Source organism: Streptomyces dengpaensis (assembly GCF_002946835.1).
Taxonomy (GTDB): domain Bacteria; phylum Actinomycetota; class Actinomycetes; order Streptomycetales; family Streptomycetaceae; genus Streptomyces; species Streptomyces dengpaensis.
Genome location: NZ_CP026652.1, coordinates 7,586,536 through 7,611,665, shown reverse-complemented (window position 1 = coordinate 7,611,665; position 25,130 = coordinate 7,586,536). Strand labels below are relative to the sequence as shown.

General features: G+C 70.4%; 22 protein-coding genes. 14 read left to right on the top strand and 8 right to left on the bottom strand.

Annotated elements, in window-relative coordinates:
* Positions 1 to 84 precede the first annotated feature (84 nt).
* Positions 85 to 729: a TetR/AcrR family transcriptional regulator gene (locus C4B68_RS35475; protein WP_099505746.1), complete on the top strand. Its 645-nt coding sequence runs from the start codon at positions 85 to 87 to the stop codon at positions 727 to 729.
* Positions 730 to 834: 105 nt separating this feature from the next.
* Here C4B68_RS35475 and def read toward each other — a convergent pair whose 3' ends face one another.
* The gene (def, locus tag C4B68_RS35470; protein ID WP_167459225.1) at positions 835 to 1,374 is read right to left on the bottom strand and encodes a peptide deformylase; all 540 of its coding nucleotides are present in this window, start codon (positions 1,372 to 1,374) and stop codon (positions 835 to 837) included.
* A 154-nt stretch (positions 1,375 to 1,528) separates the two neighbouring features.
* Between def and C4B68_RS35465 the strand changes: the two genes are divergently transcribed.
* The 7 genes from C4B68_RS35465 to C4B68_RS35435 all read left to right on the top strand — a co-directional run bounded on the left by C4B68_RS35465 (position 1,529) and on the right by C4B68_RS35435 (position 10,006).
* Entirely contained in the window at positions 1,529 to 2,767 is a 1,239-nt protein-coding gene (locus C4B68_RS35465; RefSeq protein ID WP_099505747.1) for a MurT ligase domain-containing protein, read from the top strand.
* Between the two features lie 19 nt (positions 2,768 to 2,786).
* The gene (locus tag C4B68_RS35460; RefSeq protein ID WP_099505748.1) at positions 2,787 to 3,515 is read left to right on the top strand and encodes a type 1 glutamine amidotransferase; all 729 of its coding nucleotides are present in this window, start codon (positions 2,787 to 2,789) and stop codon (positions 3,513 to 3,515) included.
* A 265-nt stretch (positions 3,516 to 3,780) separates the two neighbouring features.
* A complete protein-coding gene (locus C4B68_RS35455; protein ID WP_099505749.1) occupies positions 3,781 to 4,806 on the top strand; it encodes a 6-phosphofructokinase in 1,026 nt (341 codons plus the stop codon).
* Positions 4,807 to 4,926: 120 nt separating this feature from the next.
* Positions 4,927 to 5,880, top strand: coding sequence for a cytochrome c oxidase assembly protein (locus tag C4B68_RS35450; RefSeq protein WP_099505750.1), 954 nt, complete (start codon positions 4,927 to 4,929; stop codon positions 5,878 to 5,880).
* A 247-nt stretch (positions 5,881 to 6,127) separates the two neighbouring features.
* A complete protein-coding gene (locus C4B68_RS44195; RefSeq protein WP_167459224.1) occupies positions 6,128 to 7,681 on the top strand; it encodes a DUF6777 domain-containing protein in 1,554 nt (517 codons plus the stop codon).
* Between the two features lie 39 nt (positions 7,682 to 7,720).
* A complete protein-coding gene (locus C4B68_RS35440) occupies positions 7,721 to 9,754 on the top strand; it encodes a serine/threonine-protein kinase (protein ID WP_099505752.1) in 2,034 nt (677 codons plus the stop codon).
* 93 nt (positions 9,755 to 9,847) lie between these two features.
* Positions 9,848 to 10,006, top strand: a complete 159-nt coding sequence (locus C4B68_RS35435) for a hypothetical protein (protein WP_104880033.1) — start codon at positions 9,848 to 9,850, stop codon at positions 10,004 to 10,006.
* 3 nt (positions 10,007 to 10,009) lie between these two features.
* Here the strand turns inward: C4B68_RS35435 and C4B68_RS35430 are convergent, their stop codons facing one another.
* The 4 genes from C4B68_RS35430 to C4B68_RS35415 are packed head-to-tail and all read right to left on the bottom strand — an operon-like array spanning position 10,010 to position 14,075.
* Positions 10,010 to 11,215 carry a sensor histidine kinase gene (locus C4B68_RS35430; protein ID WP_099505753.1) on the bottom strand — a complete coding sequence of 402 codons (1,206 nt, stop codon included), beginning with the start codon at positions 11,213 to 11,215 and terminating at the stop codon, positions 10,010 to 10,012.
* Positions 11,212 to 12,939 carry a sodium/solute symporter gene (locus C4B68_RS35425; RefSeq protein WP_099505754.1) on the bottom strand — a complete coding sequence of 576 codons (1,728 nt, stop codon included), beginning with the start codon at positions 12,937 to 12,939 and terminating at the stop codon, positions 11,212 to 11,214. Before C4B68_RS35425 ends, C4B68_RS35430 begins: the two co-directional genes overlap by 4 nt.
* A 3-nt stretch (positions 12,940 to 12,942) precedes the next feature.
* A complete protein-coding gene (locus C4B68_RS35420) occupies positions 12,943 to 13,302 on the bottom strand; it encodes a hypothetical protein (RefSeq protein ID WP_099505755.1) in 360 nt (119 codons plus the stop codon).
* Positions 13,303 to 13,319: 17 nt separating this feature from the next.
* Complete coding sequence (locus tag C4B68_RS35415; RefSeq protein WP_099505756.1) at positions 13,320 to 14,075, bottom strand: LytR/AlgR family response regulator transcription factor; 756 nt, start codon at positions 14,073 to 14,075, stop codon at positions 13,320 to 13,322.
* 124 nt (positions 14,076 to 14,199) lie between these two features.
* On the opposite strand from C4B68_RS35415, the gene C4B68_RS35410 reads away from it, so the two are divergent.
* The 4 genes from C4B68_RS35410 to C4B68_RS35395 all read left to right on the top strand — a co-directional run bounded on the left by C4B68_RS35410 (position 14,200) and on the right by C4B68_RS35395 (position 17,698).
* Positions 14,200 to 14,703 carry an Lrp/AsnC family transcriptional regulator gene (locus C4B68_RS35410; protein ID WP_099505757.1) on the top strand — a complete coding sequence of 168 codons (504 nt, stop codon included), beginning with the start codon at positions 14,200 to 14,202 and terminating at the stop codon, positions 14,701 to 14,703.
* 124 nt (positions 14,704 to 14,827) lie between these two features.
* Entirely contained in the window at positions 14,828 to 15,649 is an 822-nt protein-coding gene (gene ddaH, locus C4B68_RS35405; RefSeq protein ID WP_099505758.1) for a dimethylargininase, read from the top strand.
* Entirely contained in the window at positions 15,646 to 16,872 is a 1,227-nt protein-coding gene (gene rocD / locus C4B68_RS35400) for an ornithine--oxo-acid transaminase (RefSeq protein ID WP_099505759.1), read from the top strand. Before ddaH ends, rocD begins: the two co-directional genes overlap by 4 nt.
* 100 nt (positions 16,873 to 16,972) lie before the next feature.
* A complete protein-coding gene (locus C4B68_RS35395; RefSeq protein WP_099505760.1) occupies positions 16,973 to 17,698 on the top strand; it encodes a lysophospholipid acyltransferase family protein in 726 nt (241 codons plus the stop codon).
* An 82-nt stretch (positions 17,699 to 17,780) separates the two neighbouring features.
* Here the strand turns inward: C4B68_RS35395 and C4B68_RS35390 are convergent, their stop codons facing one another.
* Positions 17,781 to 19,070: an RICIN domain-containing protein gene (locus C4B68_RS35390; protein WP_104880073.1), complete on the bottom strand. Its 1,290-nt coding sequence runs from the start codon at positions 19,068 to 19,070 to the stop codon at positions 17,781 to 17,783.
* 535 nt (positions 19,071 to 19,605) lie between these two features.
* On the opposite strand from C4B68_RS35390, the gene C4B68_RS35385 reads away from it, so the two are divergent.
* On the top strand, positions 19,606 to 21,828 hold the full coding sequence (locus C4B68_RS35385) for an RICIN domain-containing protein (RefSeq protein WP_104880032.1): 2,223 nt from the start codon (positions 19,606 to 19,608) through the stop codon (positions 21,826 to 21,828).
* Between the two features lie 233 nt (positions 21,829 to 22,061).
* Positions 22,062 to 23,486 (top strand): chitinase, encoded by a 1,425-nt coding sequence (locus tag C4B68_RS35380; RefSeq protein WP_099505762.1) that lies wholly within the window; start codon positions 22,062 to 22,064, stop codon positions 23,484 to 23,486.
* A gap of 184 nt (positions 23,487 to 23,670) precedes the next feature.
* Here the strand turns inward: C4B68_RS35380 and C4B68_RS35375 are convergent, their stop codons facing one another.
* Both C4B68_RS35375 and ureG read right to left on the bottom strand, forming a co-directional pair.
* A complete protein-coding gene (locus C4B68_RS35375) occupies positions 23,671 to 24,429 on the bottom strand; it encodes an urease accessory protein UreD (RefSeq protein ID WP_099505785.1) in 759 nt (252 codons plus the stop codon).
* On the bottom strand, positions 24,426 to 25,103 hold the full coding sequence (ureG, locus tag C4B68_RS35370; protein ID WP_099505763.1) for an urease accessory protein UreG: 678 nt from the start codon (positions 25,101 to 25,103) through the stop codon (positions 24,426 to 24,428). Before ureG ends, C4B68_RS35375 begins: the two co-directional genes overlap by 4 nt.
* Positions 25,104 to 25,130: the final 27 nt, after the last annotated feature.

Here is a 25,130-nt window from a genome sequence, read left to right as displayed (position 1 = left end):
GCTCGGCAGCCCGTTCGATACGCAGAGGCCGCTGAGTGCTAGTTTGCGCTGGCGTCACCGAATCACCACGGGTGGGGAGAACACATGGACACCACACAGCGGAGCGATCAGCAGAGGTCCGCCGACCGCCGCCGGCGCGAGCTGCTGGAGGCCGCCGACCGGGTGGTGCTCCGCGACGGCCCAGGGGCCTCGATGAACGCCATCGCCGCCGAGGCGGGCATCACGAAGCCGATCCTGTACCGCCACTTCGGCGACAAGGGCGGCCTCTACGCAGCGCTCGCCAAGCGGCACACCGACGCGCTCCTCGAAGCGCTGCGGGCCGCGCTGGACGCACCGGCCGAGCGCCGGGAGCGGGTCGAGTCGACGCTCGACACGTATCTGGCGGCCATCGAGGCGCGCCCCCAGGTGTACCGCTTCCTGATGCATCCGGCGGAGGGCGGCCAGTCAGGCGACCAGGGCTTCGACGTGGGCAAGCACTCCGCGCCGCTGCTGCGCCGCATGGGCGAGGAGCTGGCGGAGGTCATCGAGGAGCGGGTGGACCTCGGTCCGGGCAGCCAGCAGCTCGCGCGGGTGTGGGGCCACGGAATCGTCGGCATGATGCATGCGGCCGGGGACTGGTGGCTGGGGGAACGTCCTTGCTCGCGGGCCGAGTTGGTGCGCAGCCTGGCAGATCTGCTCTGGGGCCGTCTGGCAGCGGCCGGGGACAGGATCGGCGGCCCCGGCTTCTAGTCGGGGGCGTGTGCAGCGCCCCCTTGGGGGCGCGGGGCTGTTACCTATGCGACCCCGCCGCGTGGGCGCGACCAGCCACGTACGGCCCGCAGTCAGGCGACAGTCTCAACCGCCCCAAGAAGCCCGTGCCACCTGGCGCAGGACCCGGCGCCGACGCCAGCCGGTGAGCCGGTCCACGTACACCTCACCGGCAAGGTGCTCGCACTCGTGCTGAAGGCATCGCGCGAACCAGCCGGTGCCGTGCACGGTGACCGGCTCTCCGGTCACCGTGAAGCCCTCGACGACGGCGTGGTCGTACCGCTCGGTGCCCGCCTCCAGACCGGGCAGCGACAGGCATCCTTCCGGTCCGCGCAGCACAACACCGTCCGCCTCGACGAGACGTGGGTTCACCACATGTCCCAGATGCCGCACATCCTCGTCGTCCGGGCAGTCGTACACGAAGACCCTGAGTGCCTCGCCGATCTGGTTCGCGGCGAGGCCGACGCCCTCGGCGGCGTACATCGTCGCGAACAAGTCCTCGACGAGCCGGGCGAGTTGGGGACCGAAGTCCGTGACTTCTTCACACGGCGTCCGCAAGACCGGGTCGCCGAGCAGAGTCAGGGGCCGGACGCGCCCGTGGGTGCCCGGGATGGAGCCGTGTCGCATGACGGCAAGGGTACGGTCCTTGAGGGCGCGCGGATGTCGCGCGGGCGCCGTTGAGGTGCCGCGATTCGGGCACGTGAGTGGATCTCGATAGGCTGAGGCCCACACGGTGCCGGGGGCAGAGGCGCGGCGCGTACGCAAGGAGGATCGAGAAACGATGTCAGGCAACTCGGACCCGCTGTCGCCGCGGGCCAAGCTGGCCGTGACGGCGGGCAAGGCGGCGGCAGCCGTCTCGCGTGCCGCCGGACGCGGCAGCGGATCGGTGATCGGTGGCCGGGTGGCGCTCAAGCTCGACCCCGACCTGCTGGCCAGGCTGGCCACGCACCTGGACGTGATCCTGGTGTCGGCGACCAACGGCAAGACCACCACCACCCGGCTGATCGCGGAGGCGCTGCGCGCCGCGGGCCCGGTCGTGTCCAACGCCCTGGGCGCGAACATGCCTGCCGGTATCACCTCGGCGCTCGCCGGTGGTTCGGACGCCAAGTTCGCGGTCATAGAGGTCGACGAGAAGTACCTCGCCGGTGTCGCCCGTGACACCGACCCGAAGTGCATCGCGCTGCTCAACCTCTCCCGCGACCAGCTCGACCGGGCCGCCGAGACCCGGATGATGGCCGAGCACTGGCGCGAGGGCCTGTCCGGTTCCAAGGCCGTCGTGGTCGCCAACGCGGACGACCCGCTGGTCGTGTGGGCGGCGTCCTCCTCACCGAACGTCATGTGGGTGGCGGCCGGTCAGATGTGGAAGGACGACGCCTGGTCCTGCCCGTCCTGCGGTGGTGTGATGCAGCGCCCCGGCGACGACTGGTTCTGCGGCGAGTGCGGCTTCCGCCGCCCGACGCCGACCTGGGCGCTGTCCGGGGACCACGTCCTCGACCCGCACGGCTCCGCGTGGCCGATCCACCTCCAGCTGCCGGGCCGGGCCAACAAGGCGAACGCCGCCTCGTCGGCCGCCGTCGCCGCCGTCTTCGGTGTGCCGCCCCAGGTCGCCCTGGAGCGCATGTACCAGGTGCAGGCGGTGGCCGGTCGCTACGACGTGGTGCAGTTCATGCAGCGCGACCTGCGGCTGCTGCTCGCCAAGAACCCCGCGGGCTGGCTGGAGACGTTCTCCCTGATCGACCCGCCGCCGACGCCGGTCATCCTCTCGGTGAACGCGCGCGGCGCCGACGGCACCGACACGTCCTGGCTGTGGGACGTCGACTACACGCGGCTGACCGGGCACCCGATCTTCGTGCTCGGCGACCGCAAGCTCGACCTCGCCGTACGCCTGGAAGTCGCGAACCAGCACTTCCAGGTCTGCGAGAACCTCGACCAGGCCGTGCAGATGGCACCGCCCGGACGCATCGAGGTCATCGCGAACTACACCGCTTTCCAGGACCTGAGGCGTCGTGTCGGCAACTGAGCCACGGAGGACGAAGAGAATGAGCGACAACAGCCTGCGTCTGGTGTGGATCTACCCGGACCTGCTGAGCACCTACGGCGACCAGGGCAACGCCCTGGTCGTGGAGCGCCGGGCCCGTCAGCGCGGCCTCGACGTGGCCCGCGTCGACGTGCGCAGCGACCAGCCGATCCCGACTTCGGGTGACATCTATCTCATCGGCGGCGGCGAGGACCGCCCGCAGCGGCTCGCGGCCGAGCGGCTGCGCCGCGACGGCGGTCTGCAGCGCGCGGTCGGCAACGGCGCGATCGTCTTCTCGGTCTGCGCCGGCTACCAGATCCTCGGCCACGAGTTCATCAACGACCTCGGCCAGCGCGAGCCTGGCCTCGGCCTGCTCGACGTGGTCTCGGTGCGCGGCGAGGGCGAGCGGTGCGTCGGCGACGTCCTCGGGGACATCGACCCGCGCCTCGGCCTGCCCCCGCTGACCGGTTTCGAGAACCACCAGGGCGTCACCCATCTCGGCCCCACGGCGCGCCCGTTCGCGAACGTGCGGCTCGGCCGGGGCAACGGCACGGGCGACGGCACGGAGGGCGCGTACAACGACACCGTCTTCGGTACGTACATGCACGGGCCCGTCCTCGCCCGCAACCCGCTGATCGCGGACCTGCTGCTGAAGCTGGCGCTGGACGTGAACGCGCTGCCGCCGATCGACGACCGGTGGTACGAGGCGCTGCGCAACGAGCGCATCGCGGCGGCGCAGCAGCCTGCGTAAGCACAACCGCGCGGCAGCCTGCATAAGTGCAGCCGCACGGCAGCCTGCATGAACACAGGCGCGCGGCGGCTCGCGTGAGTCCCTGGGAAACGGTTCCTCAGGGACTCCGCGCGGGCCCGTCTGACAAGGGCGGCGCTCACCCGTGCGGGCGCGTCCAGCAGGCGGACGTACGATGCGGACCCGCCCCCTGCCGCCGGTAGGGTGGCGGTGTCCCACCGGACAGCGCGGTCCGGTCTCGGCCCACGTTGAGAAGGTATTCCGGGCTATGCGCATTGGTGTCCTCACGTCCGGCGGCGACTGCCCCGGCCTGAACGCCGTCATCCGGTCCGTCGTACACCGTGCCGTCGTCGACCACGGCGACGAGGTCATCGGCTTCCGGGACGGCTGGAAGGGCCTCCTGGAGTGCGACTACCTCAAGCTCGACCTCGACGCGGTGGCCGGCATCCTGGCCCGCGGCGGCACCATGCTCGGCTCCTCCCGGGTCCAGCCGGCGCATCTGCGTGACGGTGTGGAGCGGGCCAAGGGGCATGTCGCGGAGCTGGGCCTCGACGCGATCATCCCGATCGGCGGCGAGGGCACGCTCAAGGCGGCCCGCCTCCTGTCGGACAGCGGCCTGCCGATCGTCGGCGTGCCGAAGACCATCGACAACGACATCGCCGTCACGGACGTGACGTTCGGCTTCGACACGGCCGTCGGCGTCGCCACCGAGGCCCTGGACCGGCTGAAGACCACCGCCGAGTCCCACCAGCGCGTGCTGATCGTGGAGGTCATGGGCCGCCACACCGGCTGGATCGCGCTGCACTCCGGCATGGCCGCGGGCGCCCACGCCATCGTCGTACCGGAACGCCCCTTCGACATCGAGGAGTTGGCCGCGCGCGTCGGCGAGCGCTTCGAGGCGGGCAAGCGGTTCGCGATCGTCGTGGCCGCCGAGGGGGCCAAGCCCCGTGCCGGCACGATGGAGTTCGACGAGGGCGGCAAGGACATCTACGGGCACGAGCGCTTCGCCGGCATCGCGCGGCAGCTCTCCCTGGAGCTGGAGGAGCGTCTCGGCAAGGAAGCCCGGCCGGTCATCCTCGGGCACGTCCAGCGGGGCGGGACCCCGACCGCGTACGACCGTGTGCTCGCGACCCGGTTCGGCTGGCACGCCGTGGAGGCCGTGCACCGGGGTGAGTTCGGCAAGATGACCGCGCTGCGGGGCACCGACATCGTGATGGTGTCGCTCGCCGAGGCCGTCGCGACGCTGAAGACGGTTCCTGATGAGCGGTACGCCGAAGCGGAGTGCGTGCTCTGATCCGTACGTGGCTGGATCCGTACGTAGCTGGAACTGCCCCCGGTCGCAGGCGCGGCCGGGGGCAGTTCTACTCTGGTGCGGACAGACAGCGCACAACCAGTACGAAACAGGAGCCGGCGGATGGATCACAGCGGGCACGGCATGACGATGGATCTGCCGCCGTTCACGCTGGGACGGGGGCTCGAATGGTCCGCCGACCCGTTCTTCCTGATCGCCTGTCTGGCGGGACTCGGCCTGTACGGCTGGGGGGTCGTACGGCTCGCGCGGCGCGGCGACAACTGGCCCGTCGGCCGGACCATCACCTTCGTCGTCGGTGTGCTGACCGTGATGCTGGTGATGTGCACCAAGCTGAACGATTACGGCATGGTCATGTTCAGCGTGCACATGGTGCAGCACATGGTGATCAGCATGCTGTCGCCGATCCTGATCCTGCTGGGCGCGCCGATCACGCTGGCGCTGCGCGCGCTGCCGGTCGCGTCGACCCGGGGCAGCAAGGGGCCCCGTGAGCTGCTGCTGATGTTCCTGCACAGCCGGTACATGCGGATCATCACGCACCCGGTGTTCACGATCCCGCTGTTCATCGCGAGCCTGTACGCGCTGTACTTCACGCCGATCTTCGACTTCCTGATGGGCTCCAAGGTGGGGCACGTCGCGATGATGTGTCACTTCCTCGCCGTCGGACTGGTCTTCTTCTGGCCGATCATGGGCGTCGACCCGGGTCCGCACCGTCCCGGGTATCTGATGCGGATGCTGGAGCTGTTCGCGGGCATGCCGTTCCACGCGTTCTTCGGCATCGCGTTGATGATGGCGACCACGCCCATGGTCGAGACGTACGAGAACCCGCCCGCCTCGCTCGGCATCGAGGCGCTCGCGGACCAGGGCGCGGCGGGCGGCATCGCCTGGGCGTTCAGCGAGATTCCCTCCGTCCTCGTACTGATCGCGCTGCTCTTCCAGTGGTACGGATCCGAGCAGCGCCAGGCCAAGCGCAAGGACCGGGCGGCGGACCGCGACGGCGACAAGGAACTCGAGGCGTACAACGCCTATCTCGCCTCACTCAACGCACGCGGCCGCTGAATTAACTTTTCTATTCGCCTTGCGTGAAAGGCGTTTCCATTCAGTAGCATGGAATGCGAAGCCCGGCGTCCGGTCTTGTCCGGCCGCAGGGGCCACGGGGGAAACCGCAGGGGGAGCGGTCATGACATTTCGCGCGTCTGTGCAAAGGGTTGGGATATCGGCGGCTCGAAGGATAGCTCTGCTGCTGGTTTCCGTATTGATCGTCAGCGGGTGCAGTAAATCCGATCAGTTGTTCGTAGTGCGTGCCGTGGCCGCGGGGATTTCGCAGGCCAATCCGTTCTTCACGGAGGACGGCAAGCTCGGCAAGGACATCCAGCTCCCCGAGACACGGCCGAGCGGCGGGGTGCAGGCCAGCAACAGTCCGGGGCTGTACGGGGGTGCGCCGGGCGGCGACAACGGCTCTTCGGGGGAGGACGGCGACGGGTCGACGGGTGGGGACAACGGGTCGACCGGTGGGGGGAACGGGTCGCCGGGGGCGGACGAGACCGGGGGGCCCACCGGTGAGTTCGGCGGTTCGACGAAGCCCGGCACGTGTGTCGTCCCGCAGTTGAAGGAATTCCTCACGGATCCCAAGAACTCCGCCAAGGCGCGGGAATGGGCACGCGTCCTGCATATCGACGTCGATGACATCCCGGGGTATATCGATCAACTCACACCCGTCGTGCTGCGCCACGACACTCTCGTGACGAATCACGAGTTCAAAAGCGGCAAGGCCGTCCCCTTCGACGCCTTGTTGCAGGCCGGAATCGCCATTCTCGTCGACAAGCAGGGGCTGCCCGCCGTCAAGTGCTCCTGCGGTAATCCACTGGTCCCGTCCAAGGTGAACATCAATAAGACCTCGGTACGGTTCGAGGACGGGAACAAGAAGTGGTCCGGCTATCAGCAGAACCACATCGTGATGGTCGAGCCGCCGCCCGGGAACCCCGGGATCGACCGGCTCCAGCTTGTCGACGTCTACGACCCCGATCACGGGATCGCTCGCGAGCTCGGCGTCGGCGGTGACGACCAGTCCTTCGACACGGGCACGGAACACGCCGTTCCAACCGTCACCGGAATGACGTTCGCCGAGGCGACGCGGAACCTCACCGAAGCGGGGCTTGCCATGGCGTACGACGGCGACTCCCTGCCGCCCGACGACGCCCCGGTCACCTCCTCCGACCCCGTGGAGGGCACCACGCTGGCGTGGGGCGCGCCCGTCACCCTGTTCGTGCGGTCCGACGACGGCAGCGGGGGCGAGAGTTCTTCCCCGCCGGATTCGGGAGGAGTGACCACGGGGCCGGGTGAGTCGAGCAAGGGGACGGATGGCGGGACGTCCACTGACCCGGGCACGGACGGGGGGACGTCTACGGATCCGGGGACGGACGGCGGCACCACCACCGACCCGGGCGCGAACGGCGGCACCACCACCGCCCCGGACACAAACGGCGGCACCACCACCGCCCCCGGCACAAACGGCGGCACCACCACCGCCCCCGGCACAAACGGCGGCACCACCACCGCCCCCGGCACAAACGGCGGCACCACCACCGCCCCCGGCACAAACGGCGGCACCACCACCGCCCCCGGCACAAACGGCGGCACCACCACCGCCCCCGGCACAAACGGCGGCACCACCACCGCCCCCGGCACAAACGGCGGCACCACCACCGCCCCAGGGACCAGCGGTGGCAGGACCGATACATCCCCTCCGGCGGACGGTTCTCCGCCCGAGTCTTCGACGAGTGAAGCGGCCACCCCCTCGGAGTCCGCCACGGTGACCGGCGCGACCGACTCCGGTGGGCCCACCGCAGGCACGTCCTGATCCGCGTACGAACCAGCGCAGAACCCGGGGAGCAACCGGATGGCAGCAGGAGCACCGCAGTCGGGAGTGGGCCGGATCATCGCCGGCCGGTATCGGCTGCTGGACCAGGTCGGCTCGGGTGGGATGGGTCATGTGTGGCTCGCCCACGACCAGCGGCTCGACTGCGATGTCGCGCTCAAGGAGATCAGGTTCCGCAATGCGCCGGGGGGCGGTGAGGAACACGAGTCCCGCATCGCGCGCGCCCGCGCCGAGGCGCGGCACGCGGCGGTGCTGCGCGGGCACCCGCACGTGGTGACCGTGCACGACGTCCTGGAGCACGAGGGCCTGCCGTGGATCGTGATGGAGTACGTGGCGGGCGCGGAGGATCTGCGTGCCTGGCTGGCCCGGCGCGGCCCGTTGGCCCCCGACGAGTGCGCCCGGATGGGCCTCGCGGTCCTCGACGCCCTGACCGCCGGCCACGAGCGCGGCATCATGCACCGGGACGTCAAACCCGCCAACATCCTGCTCGCTCCGGACCGTACGGGCACGCCGGGCGCCCGGATCCTGCTCACCGACTACGGCATCTCCGTCCAGCCGGACTCCCCCGAGACCCGCTGGACCATGACGTCCATGCTGGTCGGGACGGGCGGCTATCTGGCACCGGAGCGGGCCACCGGGGGGCCGCCGACCGCGGCGGCGGACCTGTTCTCGCTGGGCTGCACCCTGTATTTCGGTGTGGAGGGCTTCGGACCGTTCGACCGCGACACCGATCTGGCCGCGATCACCGCCGTGGTCCTGGAGGAGGCGCCGCCGCCACGCCGCGCCGGAGCCCTGGGGCCGGTCATCGAGTCGCTGCTGGTCAAGGATCCCGCCCGGCGGATCTCCGCGGAGGACGCGGCCGCGGCGCTGGCCAGGATCATCACGCCCGAGCCGCATCCCCCGACCCAGGCCGACACGGGCTCGCAGCCGCCCTGGGCGCGGCTCGTCACCTCCGACGGGGCTCCGGGTCCCGTCTCCGGCGGCCCGGCCCAGGACCAGGGCTTCGCGACACCAGGCGCGTACACCCCAACCGCCCAGGCGGCAGGCCCGTACACCCCGACCGCCCAGGCGGCAGGCCCGTACACCCCCACCGCCCAGGCGGCAGGACCGTACGCCCCGACCGCGCAGGCCGCGGGCGCCTACGCCCCACCGCCGGGCCAGGGCTTCGGCCCGCCCGGGTACGGGGCGCCGCCCGCCCCGGAGCCCAGTCCCACACCGGTTCCCGGAGGCCGCCGACGGCGCAGGCGTCCGCGCGCCCTGCAGGCGCTGGCGGCGGTGGCCCTCGCGCTGGGGCTGACGGCAGGCGGCGTCTGGTACGCGATGGCGCAGAAGCCGGATCTGCCGTACGGCGACACGGTCGGGCTCTCCGAGCCGCTCGACAAGGGCGACTGCGTCCTGGGCACCCCGCCCCTCTGGACCGCCGCGGAGGTTCCGCGTCTGCGGGTGGATCCCACGTGCAAGGACGGGCGCCCCGACGCGCAGGTGATGGAGATGTACCGGGCTCCCTCGTACGAGGCTGCCCGCCGCGACGGCGCGCGCCAGTGTCAGGAGCGCACCAAGAGCACCGCGGACAAGCTCGCCTGGAATGTGAAGAGCATGGCCGTCGTGCCCACCCGCGATGGCTTCGACACCGCCGGCGGCACCGTCGCGTGTCTGCTGGCGGGCAAGCACGGCCCGGTGTACGGCCCGCTGGGCGGCCTGCGCCCGTACGGGATGACGTTCGAGGACGCGACCCAGATGCAGCGCGGCGACTGCCTCGGCCATGTGAGCGGTGACGCACGCGTCAGTACGCACTTCGAGCTGGTCGCGTGCGACAAGGACCACAGGGGAAAGGTCGTCGAGATCACCCACCTCAAGTCCTACGCGTCCGGCGAGGACGCCGAGGCCCGGGCGAACGACCAGTGCGCGATCGACGCACCGCCGGAGCGCTACGACCTCAGTCCCGATACCTACTGGAGCCATGGCCTGCGCAGCAAAGGCCTGTGGGCCAAGGGGTACTACCTGGTGGTCTGCAGCCTTGAGCAGGGACAACGCCCGCCGGAGGACAACGAGTAGGCCACCCGGCCCTGGCGAATCGACTCCCTCCGGGTGAAAATGGGCCCAAGGCCACGGCCCGCGTCGCGGACCCGCCTGGAGGAGGGTGCTGCGATGCCCGGTTCGACGAAGACGATGGGGGCGATCACCATAGGTGGGCTCGTCATGGTGACGGCCTACACGGTGGCGCTCGGCAGCAACGGCTGGCTGTGGTTCGGCTGGGTCGTACTCGGCCTGATCACGCTCGGGATGGTGGCCTCGCGCAGCACTTGATGCTCACTCCCTCGGCAGCCGTCCCGCCGAGTGCACGCCCGGCTGGTACTTGGGCAGCCGGGCGGTGATCTTCATGCCCGCCCCCAAAGCGGTCTCGATGACGAGGCCGTGGTCGTCGCCGTAGACCTGGCGCAGGCGTTCGTCGACGTTGGACAGCCCGATGCCGCCGGAGGGGCTGATCTCTCCGGCCAGGATGCGGCGCAGCCGGTCGGGGTCCATTCCGGCGCCGTTGTCCTCGATGACGACCAGGGCCTCGGCGCCCGCGTCCTGCGCGGTGATGCTGATGTGGCTCTTGTCGGTCTTGCCCTCCAGACCGTGTTTGACGGCGTTCTCCACCAGGGGCTGGAGGCAGAGGTAGGGCAGCGCGACGGGCAGTACTTCGGGCGCGATCTGCAGCGTGACCGAGAGGCGCTCTCCGAAGCGGGCCCTGACGAGGGCCAAGTAGTGGTCGATGGCGTGGAGTTCGTCGGCGAGGGTGGTGAAGTCGCCGTGCCGGCGGAACGAGTAGCGGGTGAAGTCGGAGAATTCCAGGAGCAGTTCGCGGGCGCGCTCGGGGTCGGTGCGGACGAACGACGCGATCACCGCGAGCGAGTTGAAGATGAAGTGCGGTGATATCTGTGCGCGCAGTGCCTTGATCTCGGCCTCGATCAGACGCGTACGGGACTGGTCGAGGTCGGCGAGCTCCAGCTGGACCGAGACCCAGCGGGCGACCTCGCCCGCGGCGCGTACGAGGACGGCGGACTCGCGGGGCGCGCAGGCGACGAGCGCGCCGTGCACCCGGTCGTCGACGGTGAGCGGCGCGACGACGGCCCAGCGGAGCGGGCAGTCCGGCTCCTCGCACGTGAGCCGGAAGGCCTCGCCGCGACCGGTCTCCAGGGGACCGCCGAGCCGTTCCATGATCTCGGTTCGGTGGTGTGCCCCGGCACCGTCCCAGACGAGGACCGTCTCCTGGTCGGTGAGGCACAGCGCGTCCGTGCCGAGCAGCGTGCGCAGCCGGCGTGCGGAGCGGCCCGCCGTCTCCTCCGTGAGGCCCGCGCGCAGCGGGGGCGCGGCGAGCGAGGCGGTGTGCAGGGTCTGGAAGGTGGCGTGCTCGACGGGCGTGCCGAGCCCGCCGAGGCTCTCGGGCCGCGCGGTGCGCCTGCCGAGCCAGAACCCGGCGGCGAGCAACGGGAGCACGGCGACACAGAGCCCCGCCAGGAATCCGCTCATGCCCCGGCCTCCGTCCGCCCCTGTCCCCCGGCCAGCTCCTCCGGCAGGTGGAAGCGTGCCAGGATCCCCGGTGTCCCCGCCGGCACCTGTCCGGGCGTGGCCAGGGACACCAGAATCATCGTCAGGAAGCCGAGCGGCACGGACCACAGGGCGGGCCAGGCGAGCAGGGCGTGCAGCGCGCCCGAGCCCGGAGAGCCCGCCATGGTCGCGCCGACCGCGACCAGTGCCGAGCCGCCCCCGACGAGCATCCCGGCGGCCGCGCCCGGCGGTGTCAGCCGTCGCCACCAGATGCCGAGCACCAGCAAGGGGCAGAAGGAGGACGCGGACACGGCGAAGGCGAGCCCCACGGCGTCGGCGACCGGCAGCCCGCCCACCAGCACGCTCGCCGCGAGCGGCACCGCCATCGCGAGCACGGTGCCGAGCCGGAAGTGCCGTACTCCGCGTGAGGGCAGCACGTCCTGAGTGAGCACGCCCGCCACCGCCATGGTCAGTCCGGACGCGGTCGACAGGAACGCCGCGAAGGCCCCGCCCGCCACCAGCGCGCCCAGGAGATCCGCGCCGACTCCGCCGATCATCCGGTCGGGCAGCAGGAGTACGGCGGCGTCCGCGTCCCCCGTGAGGCTCAGCTCGGGGGCGTACAGCCGCCCCAACGCCCCGTAGACGGGCGGGAGAAGGTAGAACGCGCCGATCAGGCCGAGCACGGCGACCGTGGTGCGGCGGGCGGCGACGCCGTGCGGGCTGGTGTAGAAGCGGACGACCACATGCGGCAGTCCCATCGTGCCGAGAAAGGTGGCGAGGATCAGTCCGTACGTCGCGTACAGCGGGCGTTCCTCGCGCCCGGCCGCCAGCGAGGTGGACATGCCTCCGTTGCTGCCGCGGTCGGCCACCGGGACCGGGGCGCCCTTGGCGAAGGTCAGCCGGGTGCCGCGCTCGATGTGGTGGACGCCGGCGGGGAGTTCGACGCGCTCGTCGTCGTACCGCCGTCCGTCGACGCGGCCCGTCGCCGTGACGCCCAGGGGCCACTCAAGCTTGAGGTCGACGCTGTCCTCGACGCGTACGACGCGCTGCTCGCGGAAGGTCGCCGGTTCGTCGAAGGCCTGGCGTGGCGCTCCGTGGGCCTGCCAGGCCAGGACCAGGAAGAGCGCGGGGACCAGCAGGGCGGTGAGCTTGAGCCAGTACTGGAAGGCCTGGACGAAGGTGATGCTGCGCATGCCGCCGGCGGCGACGGTGGCGACCACGACGACGGCGACGAGCACGCCGCCGAACCAGTCGGGCGCGTCGGTCAGCACCGCCAGCGTGAGCCCCGCGCCCTGGAGTTGGGGCAGCAGATAGAGCCAGCCGACTCCGACGACGAAGGCACCGGCCAGCCGCCGTACCGCCTGTGAGCCGAGCCGTGCCTCCGCGAAGTCGGGCAGGGTGTACGCGCCGGAGCGGCGCAGCGGGGCCGCGACGAACAGGAGCAGGACGAGGTAGCCCGCCGTGTAGCCGACCGGGTACCAGAGCATGTCCGGGCCCTGGACCAGTACGAGGCCGGCGATGCCCAGGAAAGAGGCGGCGGAGAGGTATTCGCCGCTGATCGCGGCCGCGTTGAGCCGGGGGCCCACGGTGCGCGAGGCGACGTAGAAGTCGGAGGTGGTCCGGGAGATGCGCAGGCCGAAGGCACCGACCAGGACGGTCGCCACGACGACGAGCGCAACCGCGGGGACGGCGTAGTTCTCGTTCACGGTTCAGCGGTCCTCGACCAGGCGCACGAAGTCCTTCTCGTTGCGCTCGGCCCGCCGCACGTACCAGCGGGCGAGCAGCACCAGCGGCGGGTACACGCAGAATCCGAGCACAACCCACTCCAGGCTCGCGCCGTCGGGCATCGCGGCGAAGACGAGGGGCAGCGGCCCGACGAGCAGCACCAGGACGGCGAACACCACCAGGGCGACTCGGAGCTGACTGCGTATCAGGGAGCGGACGTAGGTGTGCCCGAGCGTGGTCTGTTCGTCGATCTCGGTCCTGGGCCGGTAGTAGCCGGACAGTCCGCGGGTGCGCCGCGGCACTCCCGTCACCACCACACGGCGCTCGGTCGGGTCCTGGGGCATGCCGTCCTCTCTCGGGGCTAGCTCGTGGTCCGGCGCAGCAGCAGGTCACGCAGTTCGCGCGCGTGCCGTCGGCTGACCTGGAGTTCCACGGAGTCGACGAGGACGCTCACCGTGCCCGCGTCCAGGCGGAGTTCGCCGATGTGGCGCAGTGCGACCAGGTGACGCCGGTGGATGCGGACGAAGCCGCGGGAGCGCCAGCGTTCTTCGAGGGTGGACAGCGGGATGCGGACGAGGTGACTGCCCTGGGCGGTGTGCAGACGGGCGTAGTCGCCGTGCGCCTCGACGTGGGTGATGTCCTCGACGGCCACGAAGCGGGTCACACCGCCGAGTTCGACGGATATGTGGTCGGGGTCGGGCTCGTGCACGGGTATCAGCGGTGCGGTGTCCCTGAGGTGGGCGGCCCGCCGGACGGCCTCGGCGAGTCGCTCCCTGCGGACGGGCTTGAGGACGTAGTCGACGGCCTTGAGGTCGAAGGCCTGGACGGCGAAGCCCTCGTGGGCGGTGACGAACACCACCAGCGGCGGCTTCGCGAACCCGGTGAGCAGCCGGGCGAGATCGAGGCCGTCGAGGCCGGGCATGTGGATGTCGAGGAAGACGACGTCGATCGCCTCGGGCCCGTCGGGTCCGGACTCGAGGGCCCGGTTGATCCGGCGCAGCGCCTCGGTCGCGTCGCTCGCGCCTTCGGCACTGCTGACGCGCGGATCGGCGTTCAGCAGATACAGGAGTTCCTCGAGGGACGGTTGTTCGTCGTCGACGGCGAGCGCGCGCAGCATGAGAGTGGAGTGTAGGAGCGATTCGTACGCCTGGACATGTGCGGGGCGTGCAGGTCGCCGGCGGCCGCGTGGACGTTCCCACTGGATACGCCGCGTGGACGTTCCCGCTGGATACAGTGCCGCCATGAGCAGCATGCCCGTGATGTTCGACGAGCTCGACCGCAAGATCATCGCCGCCCTGATGGCGAACGCGAGGACGAGCTTCGCGGAGATCGGCGCGACGATCGGCCTGTCCGCCACCGCGGTCAAGCGCCGGGTGGACCGGCTGCGCGAGTCCGGTGTGATCACCGGGTTCACGGCCACGGTGCAGCCCGCGGCACTCGGCTGGCGCACGGAGGCGTACGTCGAGGTGTACTGCGAGGGCGCGGCGCCGCCCCGCCGGCTCGCGGAGGTCGTGCGCAACCATCCGGAGATCACCGCGGCGATGACGGTGACCGGGGGCGCGGACGCGCTGCTGCATGTGCGGGCGACCGACGTGGGGCACTTCGAGGAGGTGCTGGAACGGATCCGTACCGAGCCGTTCATCCGGAAGACGATCAGCTACATGGTGCTGTCCCACCTGCTGCCGGAGGCTCCGGAGGCGGGGGCGACCCATGCCGCCCCGAGCGACGCAGCAAACGTGCGCTGACCCCGTCGATCTCGCAGCGATACTGCGCACAGACGCAGCTCTCGTCGCTTGTCGCGCGAATCCCCTGTTTTCTACCTTGGACTCACCCCCAAGCCGACACCGCAGGAAGCGGAGGAACCCCTCTGTGCCCGACAACCGTGTGCCGCGCCCCCGGCGCTTCCTCGTCTGCGAACCCAGACACTTCGCCGTGCAGTACGCGATCAATCCCTGGATGCATCCCGACACCCCTGTGGATGTGGATCTCGCCCGTGGTCAGTGGGCGGCGCTGATCAGCGCCTACCGCGCCCACGGCCACACCGTCGACTCCGTCGAGCCCGTCGCCGGCCTTCCCGACATGGTCTTCGCGGCGAACTCCGCCCTTGTCCTGGCGGGCCGGGTCTTCGGCTCGCGCTTCCACGCGCCGCAGCGCCGCCCCGAGTCCGCCGCGTACGAGACCTGGTTCAAGGCGGCCGGTTTCGACGTCTACCGCCCCGAGTCCGTGTGCGAGGGCGAGGGCGACCTGGTCCCGGCCGGCCGGTACGTCCTGGCCGGCACCGGATTCCGTACGACGCCCGAGGCCCATCGCGAGGTGCAGGAGTTCTTCGGCGTCCCGGTGATCGGCCTCCAGCTGGTGGACCCGCGCTTCTACCACCTGGACACGGCGCTGTTCGTCCTCGACGACGGGCCCGAGGCGAACATCGCGTACTACCCGGAGGCGTTCTCCCCCGGCAGCCGCGAGGTGCTCGCGCGCCTGTTCCCGGACGCGGTGATCGCGACCCGCGAGGACGCGCTGGCCTTCGGCCTCAACTCCGTCTCCGACGGCCGTCACGTCTTCATCGCGCCGGGCGCCGAGGCACTCGCCGGCCGGCTCGTCCGCCGTGGCTACGTCCCCGTCCCCGTCGACCTCTCGGAATTCCAGAAGGCCGGCGGCGGCATCAAGTGCTGCACTCAGGAGATCCGTTCATGACCGCTCCCGTCCGTACGCGTTCGTCCGCCGAGCTGATCCGCGCCGAGGAGCCGGTCCTGGCGCACAACTACCACCCGCTGCCCGTGGTCGTCGCCCGCGCCGAGGGCACGTGGGTCGAGGACGTAGAGGGCCGCCGCTACCTCGACATGCTGGCGGGCTACTCGGCCCTCAATTTCGGCCACCGCAACCCGGTGCTGATCGAGGCGGCCCACGATCAGCTCGACCGGCTCACCCTCACCTCGCGCGCGTTCTACAACGACCAGCTGGCGCACTTCGCCGAGTCCCTGGCGGAGCTGACGGGCCTGGACATGGTGCTGCCCATGAACACGGGCGCGGAGGCGGTGGAGAGCGCCATAAAGGTGGCCCGCAAGTGGGCGTACGAGGTGAAGGGCGTCGCTCCCGACCAGGCGACGATCGTGGTGGCCGCCGACAACTTCCACGGCCGTACGACGACCATCGTCAGCTTCTCCACGGACGAGACGGCCCGCACGGGCTTCGGCCCCTTCACGCCCGGCTTCCGTGTCGTCCCGTACAACGACCTCGCCGCGCTCGAAGCGGCTGTCGACGAGACCACGGCGGCCGTGCTGATCGAGCCCATCCAGGGCGAGGCGGGCGTGGTCATCCCGGACGACGGCTATCTGACCGGGGTCCGCGAACTGACCCGCCGCGCCGGCTGCCTGTTCATCGCGGACGAGATCCAGTCGGGCCTCGGCCGCACGGGCCGCACCCTGGCCGTGGAGCACGAGGACGTCACCCCGGACCTTCTCCTCCTCGGCAAGGCGCTCGGCGGCGGCATCGTGCCGGTGTCGGCGGTCATGGGGCGCCGGGACGTGCTCGGAGTGCTGCGGCCGGGCGAGCATGGCTCGACGTTCGGCGGCAATCCGCTCGCCGCGGCGGTCGGTTCGGCGGTCGTCGGGCTGCTGGAGACGGGTGAATTCCAGCGAAAGGCGGCCGAGCTGGGCGTCGTCCTGCGCGCCGGCCTGCAGGCCCTCGTGGGCAGGGGCGTCGAGGGCTACCGCGCGCGCGGGCTGTGGGCGGGCGTCGACATCGACCCCTCCATCGGCACCGGCCGCGAGATCAGCGAGGGCCTGATGCGCGAGGGAGTCCTGGTCAAGGACACGCACGGTTCGACCATCCGGCTGGCCCCGCCGCTGACCATCACCGGCGAGGAACTGCGGTCCGCTCTAGGGGCGCTGGAGAAAGTTCTGACGCAAGGGGTCTGATACCGGCCGAGAGGCCACACAGAGTGACACCGCAATGGTTACGCCCGGCGACGGCCGCGCCTACACTGATCGCTCCCCAGGGGAAAAGAGGAGCGCCCCAGTGTTCTATTACGTGCTCAAATACGTGCTTCTGGGTCCGCTGTTGAGGCTGGTCTTCCGGCCTCGGATCGAGGGCCTTGAGCACATTCCGTCGTCGGGCGCGGCCATCGTCGCCGGCAATCATCTGTCGTTCTCCGACCATTTTCTGATGCCCGCGATCCTGAAGCGGCGCATCACCTTCCTCGCGAAGGCCGAGTACTTCACGGGGCCGGGCATCAGGGGACGGCTGACGGCCGCGTTCTTCCGCAGCGCCGGGCAGATTCCGGTGGACCGTTCCGGCAAGGAGGCGGGCCAGGCCGCGATCCGCGAAGGACTCGGCGTGCTCAGCCGGAACGAACTGCTCGGCATCTACCCGGAGGGCACCCGTTCGCACGACGGCCGCCTCTACAAGGGCAAGGTCGGCGTCGCGGTGATGGCCCTGAAGGCCCAGGTCCCGGTCATCCCCTGCGCGATGATCGGCACCTTCGAGGCGCAGCCCCCGGGCAAGGTCATCCCGAACATCCATCCCGTCGTGATCCGCTTCGGCAAGCCCCTCGACTTCTCCCGCTACGCCGGGATGGAGAACGAGAAGGCGGTCCTGCGCGCCATCACCGACGAGATCATGTACGCCATCCTCTCCCTCTCCGAGCAGGAGTACGTCGACCGGTACGCGGCCGTCGTCAAGGCCGAGGAGGCTGCCGAGCGAGCTGCGAGCGCCCGTAAGTTCCCGCGGATGCCGTTGAGTTGACCGGACACCGCCCCGACGGTGGCCGTCCGTACCGGGGTACGTGGTACGGGCGGCCTGAGGGCCGAACAGCGGTGTCCTGGGGTCAAGACTGGACGGTGAGGGTGAAGGACTGTGCGGCGGTGCCGTTGCAGGTGTACTGCTGCATGCGGGCGCCGTCGGCGGTGGAGGCGCCGGGTACGTCGAGGCACTTGCCGCTGTGGCGGTTGACGAAGTGATAGGTGCCGCCGGCTTCTTCGACGGGGATCCATTGCTGGTTGTTCCCGCCGCCGTAGGACCAGAGCTGGATCTTGGCGGCGTCGGCGGTGGAGACGTCGGTGACGTCCCAGGCCTTGGTGGCGTCGTTGCGGTTGTTCACGCGGTAATAGCCGTCACTGGTGGCCTGGAACTGCCAGGACTGCGCGTTGGTGCCGTTGCAGGTGTACTGCTGCACGGCGGTGCCGTTGGCGGTGCCCGCCGCCGCGGCGTCCACACACTTACCGCTGTTCCGGGCGGTCACGGTCACCCAACTGGTGGGCACGGGGCCGGGCGGCGGGACCGGGTCGCCGGGCGAACCGGTGCCGAGCCACTTGAGGCCGTCGAGCAGGAAGGTGTTCTGGACGGCGCTGGCGAAGGTGGACGACAGCGCCGTGTTGGTGTTGTAGTTCATCGCGTTGTGGCCGAAGTTGGCGTACAGCATGCGGTACTTGGTGTTGGTCCACAGGATCGGGTAGTACCCGCTGTACCAGGACTGGTTCGGGTCGGTGCCCAGGGGGAAGCTCACCGGGTCCACGGAGGCCAGGATGTCGATGTCGGGGTTGGCGCGCAGGTCGTTGCTCCAGCTGTACCACTCGCTCACCGACGAGGTGAACGTCGCGGGCAGCCGGGCGGTCGAGGGGTGCGCGCGGTCCTCGGTGCGCAGGACGGCGGTGGTGGGGCCCCAGGTGTTGGAGCGGAAGTTGCCGCTGCCGAGGAACTGGTTGTAATACCAGGGCCAGTCCTGCGCGTTGTCGGTCCAGGCCGAGACGTGGAAGCCCATCCAGGCGCCGCCGCCGCTCATGTAGGCCTCGAACCCGGAGCGCTGGGCCGCGGTCTGCGGGGCGTTGTCGAGGAAGAGCAGGACCTGGTACTGCTGCAGCGTGGCGCTGTCGGTCAGCAGGTTCCAGTTGTTGGTCGACGTGTACGTGAAGCCGTTCGCCGCGGCGACCTGCGGGAACCACTGGTTGGCTTCCTCGACGAAGCTGATGTGGGCGGAGTCGTAGGTGCCGTCGTAGAACGCCAGCACTTTGAAGGGGGTGGCGGCCGCGGCGGCCGGCGCCGCGGGTGCAGCCGTGACGCCCAGCAGGACGGCCAGCAGGAGTAACAGGCGGCCGACGGCGCGCTGTGCGGCGGCCATGAGTTCAATCACGGGGGAGGGTCCTTCCCGGGGCGGCGTGCGGGTGAGGGGCGCCGGTGGTGCGGGTGTTAGAGACCTTTGCCTGATCGTGTTGATTTAAGGAGTGAAGGACCACCGCGTCAAGACTTTGGTATGGACCACCAACGAGCTTGTGAGGAACGGTGGTTGGGCCCAGGCGCTCAGCGGGTGCGCCCCGGTCCTTTCACGTCTTGAACCGGGGCCGGCCGCGATGCGTCCGCCGGACTTGTGTGACGACGCCTGTGAGCTGCTCAAACGCCCGACTCCTGCAGGAAGGCCGGCAGTGGCTGGCGGTGTCCCCGGTTCGGCTCTCGCATCCCCAACTCTTGACGTGTACACCGCGTAAACCTAACTTCATGCCATGAAGAAAGGTCGGTCCGACCTCTGAGCCGCCGTCGTCGCCGGGTGAGTGCGCTATCCGGCGATCCGTCTTCCCCCTTACGCCGTCGCTTGCTTCGGCATGCCCGCGTACCCACCCCTCCACGGCGCCGCGCCCCGCGCGGCACAGGAGTCGTCCATGAGAACACTCGGAGCGCCGCCTTCCCGCGATCCCGGCCGCCGCCGGGTCCCGCGCCGCATCATCCCCCTCGCCCTGGGCGCGTTGGTCGCCTCCGGGCTGTCCGCCGTCGTCCTCGCCCCCCAGGCCCAGGCCGCCGTGCCCACCAGTTGGGTGACCGTGACCGCCCAGAACAGCGGCAAGTGTGTGGACGCCGCGGCGGCGGGCACCGCCAACGGCACCGCCGTGCAGCAGTACACCTGCAACGGCACCAACGCGCAGTCCTGGCAGTTCCAGGCCACCAGTGACGGCTATTACCGCGTGAACAACCGCAACGACGCCACCAAGGCCTGGGACGTCACCGACGTCTCCACCGCCGACGCCGCCAAGATCCAGCTCTGGTCCTACGGCGGCGGGAACAACCAGCAATGGCTCCCCGTCGAAGAAGCCGGCGGCACCTATCACTTCGTCAACCGCCACAGCGGCAAGTGCCTCGACGTACCCGGCGCCTCCACCGCCGACGGCGCCCGCATGCAGCAGTACACCTGCAACGGCACCACCGCACAGTCCTTCACCCTCACCTCGGCCGACCTGCAGAACCCGCCGGGCACCCCGGACTTCGGGCCGAACGTGTCGGTCTTCGACCCGTCGATGTCGACGGCCTCCATCCAGGGCAAGCTGAACCAGGTCTTCAGCCAGCAGGAGGAGAACCAGTTCGGCTCCCAGCGCCACGCCCTGCTCTTCAAGCCGGGCAGCTACAACGTCGACGCCAACGTCGGCTTCTACACCCAGGTCGCGGGCCTCGGCCTGTCGCCCGACGACGTGACGGTCAACGGCGCCGTGCACGCCGAGGCTGACTGGTTCAACGGCAACGCCACCCAGAACTTCTGGCGTTCCGCGGAGAACCTCTCGGTCAACCCGACGAGCGGCACCGACCGCTGGGCGGTCTCCCAGGCGGCGCCCTACCGCCGGATGCACGTGCGCGGCAACCTGCAGCTGGACGACGGCGGCTGGTCCAGCGGCGGCCTCATCGCCGACTCCAAGATCGACGGCCAGATCCGCTCCGGCTCCCAGCAGCAGTGGCTGACCCGCAACAGCCAGATGGGCAGCTGGAGCGGCTCCAACTGGAACATGGTCTTCGTCGGCGCCACGGGCGCGCCCTCCACCAGCTTCCCCAACCCGCCCTACACCACGGTCGCGCAGTCCCCGGTGACCCGTGAGAAGCCGTTCCTGTACGTCGACTCCGCCGGCGCCTACAAGGTCTTCGTCCCTTCGCTGCGCACCAACTCCCAGGGCGCGACGTGGACGGGCGGCGCCCCGGCCGGCACGTCGCTGCCGATCGACCAGTTCTTCATCGTCAAGCCGGGCGCCACCGCCGCCGACATCAACGGCGCTCTCGCCCAGGGCAAGGACCTGCTGTTCACCCCCGGGGTCTACCACCTCGACCAGACCCTGAACATCAACCGCGCGGACACCGTCGTGCTGGGCCTGGGCCTGGCCACCATCGTCCCCGACAACGGCATCAACGCGGTCAACGTGGCCGACGTGGACGGCGTCAAGATCGCCGGACTGCTCGTAGACGCCGGCACCACGAACTCGCAGACGCTGATGCAGGTCGGCCCCGCGGGCTCGAGCGCGCGGCACACCGCCAACCCGACCTCGCTGCACGACGTCTTCTTCCGCGTCGGCGGCGCGGGCGTCGGCAAGGCCACCCAGTCACTGGTGATCAACAGCTCGGACGTCATCGGCGACCACACGTGGATCTGGCGCGCCGACCACGGCGCCGGCGTCGGCTGGACCACCAACACCGCCGCCAACGGCCTGACCGTCAACGGCACGGACGTGACGATGTACGGCCTGTTCGTGGAGCACTACCAGCAGCACCAGGTGATCTGGAACGGCAACGGCGGACGGACGTACTTCTACCAGAACGAGATGCCGTACGACCCGCCCAACCAGTCGTCCTGGATGAACGGTTCCACCCGCGGCTACGACGCGTACAAGGTCAGCCCCTCGGTCACCAGCCATGAGGCCTGGGGCCTGGGCAGCTACTGCTTCTTCAACGTCAACCCGTCCGTGGTCGCCGATCGCGCCATCGAGGCGCCGGCCGTCTCCGGGGTCCGCTTCCACGACATGGTGACCGTCTCCCTGGGCGGCACGGGCACCATCAGCCATGTCATCAACAACCTCGGGGGACCGTCCAACTCCTCCACCAACGTGGCCAACCTGGTCTCCGGACCCTAGTCCGCCGCGGCGGACCGCAGGCGGGGCGCCGCCGACCGGACGACCGATCCGGCGGCGCCCTCCGGCCTGCCTTCGGAGGCGCCCAAGCGGCCGACTCAGCCTCAGCTCCGCCCAGACAAAAGGGCATTGACGCAGAGCTGGTCTAGTCCATACCGTCTTCGGCCGTCGCACCCACCCACGGCGCCGCCCCCACATCGCGCATCTCCCCGTGCACCCATGACAGGAGCCGTCCTGTGACCAGATCCCTCCTCAAGGCACTCGCCACAGCCCCCGCCGTCCTCGCCCTGGCCACCTCCGCGGTCGTCGCCACCGGCGGCCCCGCGAACGCCGCCGCCAACCCCGGGCCCGGCTTCCCCGCCCAGTACGCGGCGCCCTACATCGAGACCTGGAAGTCGCCGTCGGAGATGGCGAACGCCCGCAACGCGACAGGGCTGAAGTACTACACGCTCGCCTTCGTCATCGACGGCGGCGGCTGCAACGCCCTGTTCAACGGAAACACGCCGGTCACCGACGCCGGCTGGACCTCGGCGGTCAACTCCCTGCGCGCCGCGGGCGGGGACGTCATCGTCTCCTTCGGCGGTGCAGCGGGCATCGAGCCGGCGCTGGCCTGTTCCGACGTGTCCTCGCTCAAGACCCAGTACAGGAAGGTCATCGACGCCCTCAACCTCACCCGCGTGGACTTCGACATCGAGGGCAGCGCGATCGCCAACACCGGCGCCAACGACCGCCGCAACAAGGCGCTCGCCCAGCTCCAGCAGGAGTACGCGGCCGCCGGACGCAGACTGGACGTGCAGTACACCCTGCCGGTCATGCCGAGTGGCCTGGACGGCAATGCGACCGGCCTGCTCTCCAACGCCAAGAGCAACGGCCTCAACGTCAACCTCGTCAACGTCATGACGATGGACTACTACGACGGAACCTGGGACATGGGCAAGGCGGCCATCGACGCCGCCACCGCCCTGCGCGCCCAGCTCGGCGCCATCTGGCCCGAGAAGTCCGACGCCCAGCTGTGGGCGATGGAGGGCAACACCCCGATGATCGGGGTCAACGACGACGTCAGCGAGATCTTCACCACCGGCAACGCCACCACGCTCGTCAACTTCGCCAAGTCCAAGGGCATTCAGGAACTCGCCTTCTGGGCCATCGGCCGCGACAAGAGCTGCGCCACCAACGGCACGCTCTCCGACAGCTGTAGCGGCACGTCGCAGAGCGCCTGGCAGTTCTCGAGCATCTTCAACACGGTGACCGGCGGCACGCCGCCCCCGCCCACCGGCGGCACCGGCCAGATCACCGGATACGGCGGCAAGTGCGTCGACGTCGCCGGCGCGAACACCGCCAACGGCACGGCTGTCCAGATGTACGACTGCAACGGAACCAGCGCCCAGCAGTGGACGGTCGGTTCCGACGGAACGATCCGCGCGCTCGGCAAGTGCATGGACGTCACCGCCGCCGGCACGGCCAACGGCACGAAGATCCAGCTGTACGACTGCAACGGCACCGGCGCGCAGGTCTGGCAGCGCGGCAGCAACGACAGCCTGGTCAACCCGGCCGCCGGCAAGTGCCTGGACGTCACCGACTGGTCCAGCGCCAACGGCGCCCGGCTGCAGATCTGGTCCTGCGCCGGGACCGCCAACCAGCAGTTCCAGCTCCCGGCCTGACGGGCCGCACGGCTCGCCGCACGGCGCACAGCACGGCGTGCGCCGGGCGGCGGCATGCCAGGACCGGACCGTGACCGACGAAACCGGCGATGACCAGGCAGCCCTCGTCACCGCCGACGCTCTCCTGCAGCGCATGCACGCTGCCCCCGTGCTCGCCGGGCCCCGCACGCACGGACTCGGGGTCTCAGCCGAGCAAGAGCAACGCCTCGTCCAACACCCGCCGCAGCCGCAGCGCGTCGGGCGCGAGCGCGGTCACGAGCACGGCTGGCCCGGCGAGCGGCGTGAGTGCCGCGTACTCCCCCAGCATCCGCGCCGCAGGCGGCGCCGTCCCGAAATCGGGCCGTACGACAACGAGTTGCCCGAGCGCACGCTGTCCCGCCAGCACTGCGGGCCCGTCCCACCCGCCGGGCGCACCGGGCCCGCACGCCAACTCCTGGTCGAGCAGCGGCCGTCCGTCGAGCCGCACGGTCAGACGACTGGTGAGCCGCCCGGGTTCCTCACCGGCCCGCCCGAGCACCTGCTCCTCCCGGAAGACGAGCCGAGCGCCCGCCCGCAGGTCAACTCGCGAGGAGACAGACAGTTCACTGCCACCCGCGGAGATCAACTGTTCGGGCAGCCAGCACAGTTCGCCACCGTCGGCGACAGCGAGACGCACGTCGTAGCGCGCCTCCCCCTTGTGCTGCCCAGGCAACGCGATGGTGGCTGCGGCCGACCCGACGTGCAGCCGCGCACCCTCGGCCACCTCCGCCTCGACGGTGAAGTGATCGCCGCCGAGCGGACCGCTCATCGCCCCGACGAGCATCACGCGCGCCTCGGAACCCCTGGCCCGGGTGCGACGCAGGGCGAGCGGCCCGTCTCCTTCCAGCACAGGCAGCGAGGTCCCGCCCCGCCCGTCGTCCCGCGCGGACATCCGCGCCGTGGCCCGCACTCCCGCTGTCGTCATGCCGTCCACGCGACGAGCCGCGCCCGCACCCACTCGGCGACATCCGCGACCCCGCCCTCGGCCCGCAGCGACTGGAACACGACGGGCAGTTCGGCCCGCTGCGCCTTGGCATCGGCCGCCATCCGCCCCAGATCGGACCCGACGTACGGCGCGAGGTCGGTCTTGTTGACCACGAGCAGATCGGCGGTGGTGACGCCCGGGCCGCCCTTCCTCGGAATGTCGTCACCGCCTGCCACGTCGATCACGAAGATCTGCGCGTCGACGAGCCCCTTGGAGAAGGTCGCGGTGAGGTTGTCGCCACCGGACTCGACGAGGACGAGGTCCAGCGGCCCGACCTCGTCCTCCAAGTCCTCGACGGCTTCGAGGTTGGCGGAGATGTCGTCCCGGATCGCGGTGTGCGGACAGGCCCCCGTCTCCACGGCGGTGATCCGCTCGGGCGGCAGCACGGCCTCCCGCAGCAGGAATTCGGCGTCCTCGCGCGTGTAGATGTCATTGGTGACGACGGCGAGGGACAACTCATCCCGCAGGGCCTGGCAGAGCGCGGCAACGGTGGCGGTCTTCCCGGACCCGACGGGCCCACCGAGCCCGATCCGCAGGGCACGCCGCGATCCGTCGGGACGATGGGCGTCGGCACTGATGGCGGAGGGCCCGTGGTGGAAGTGGTCAAGATGCATGAAAAGGACTCCAAACGTTTCAGCCCC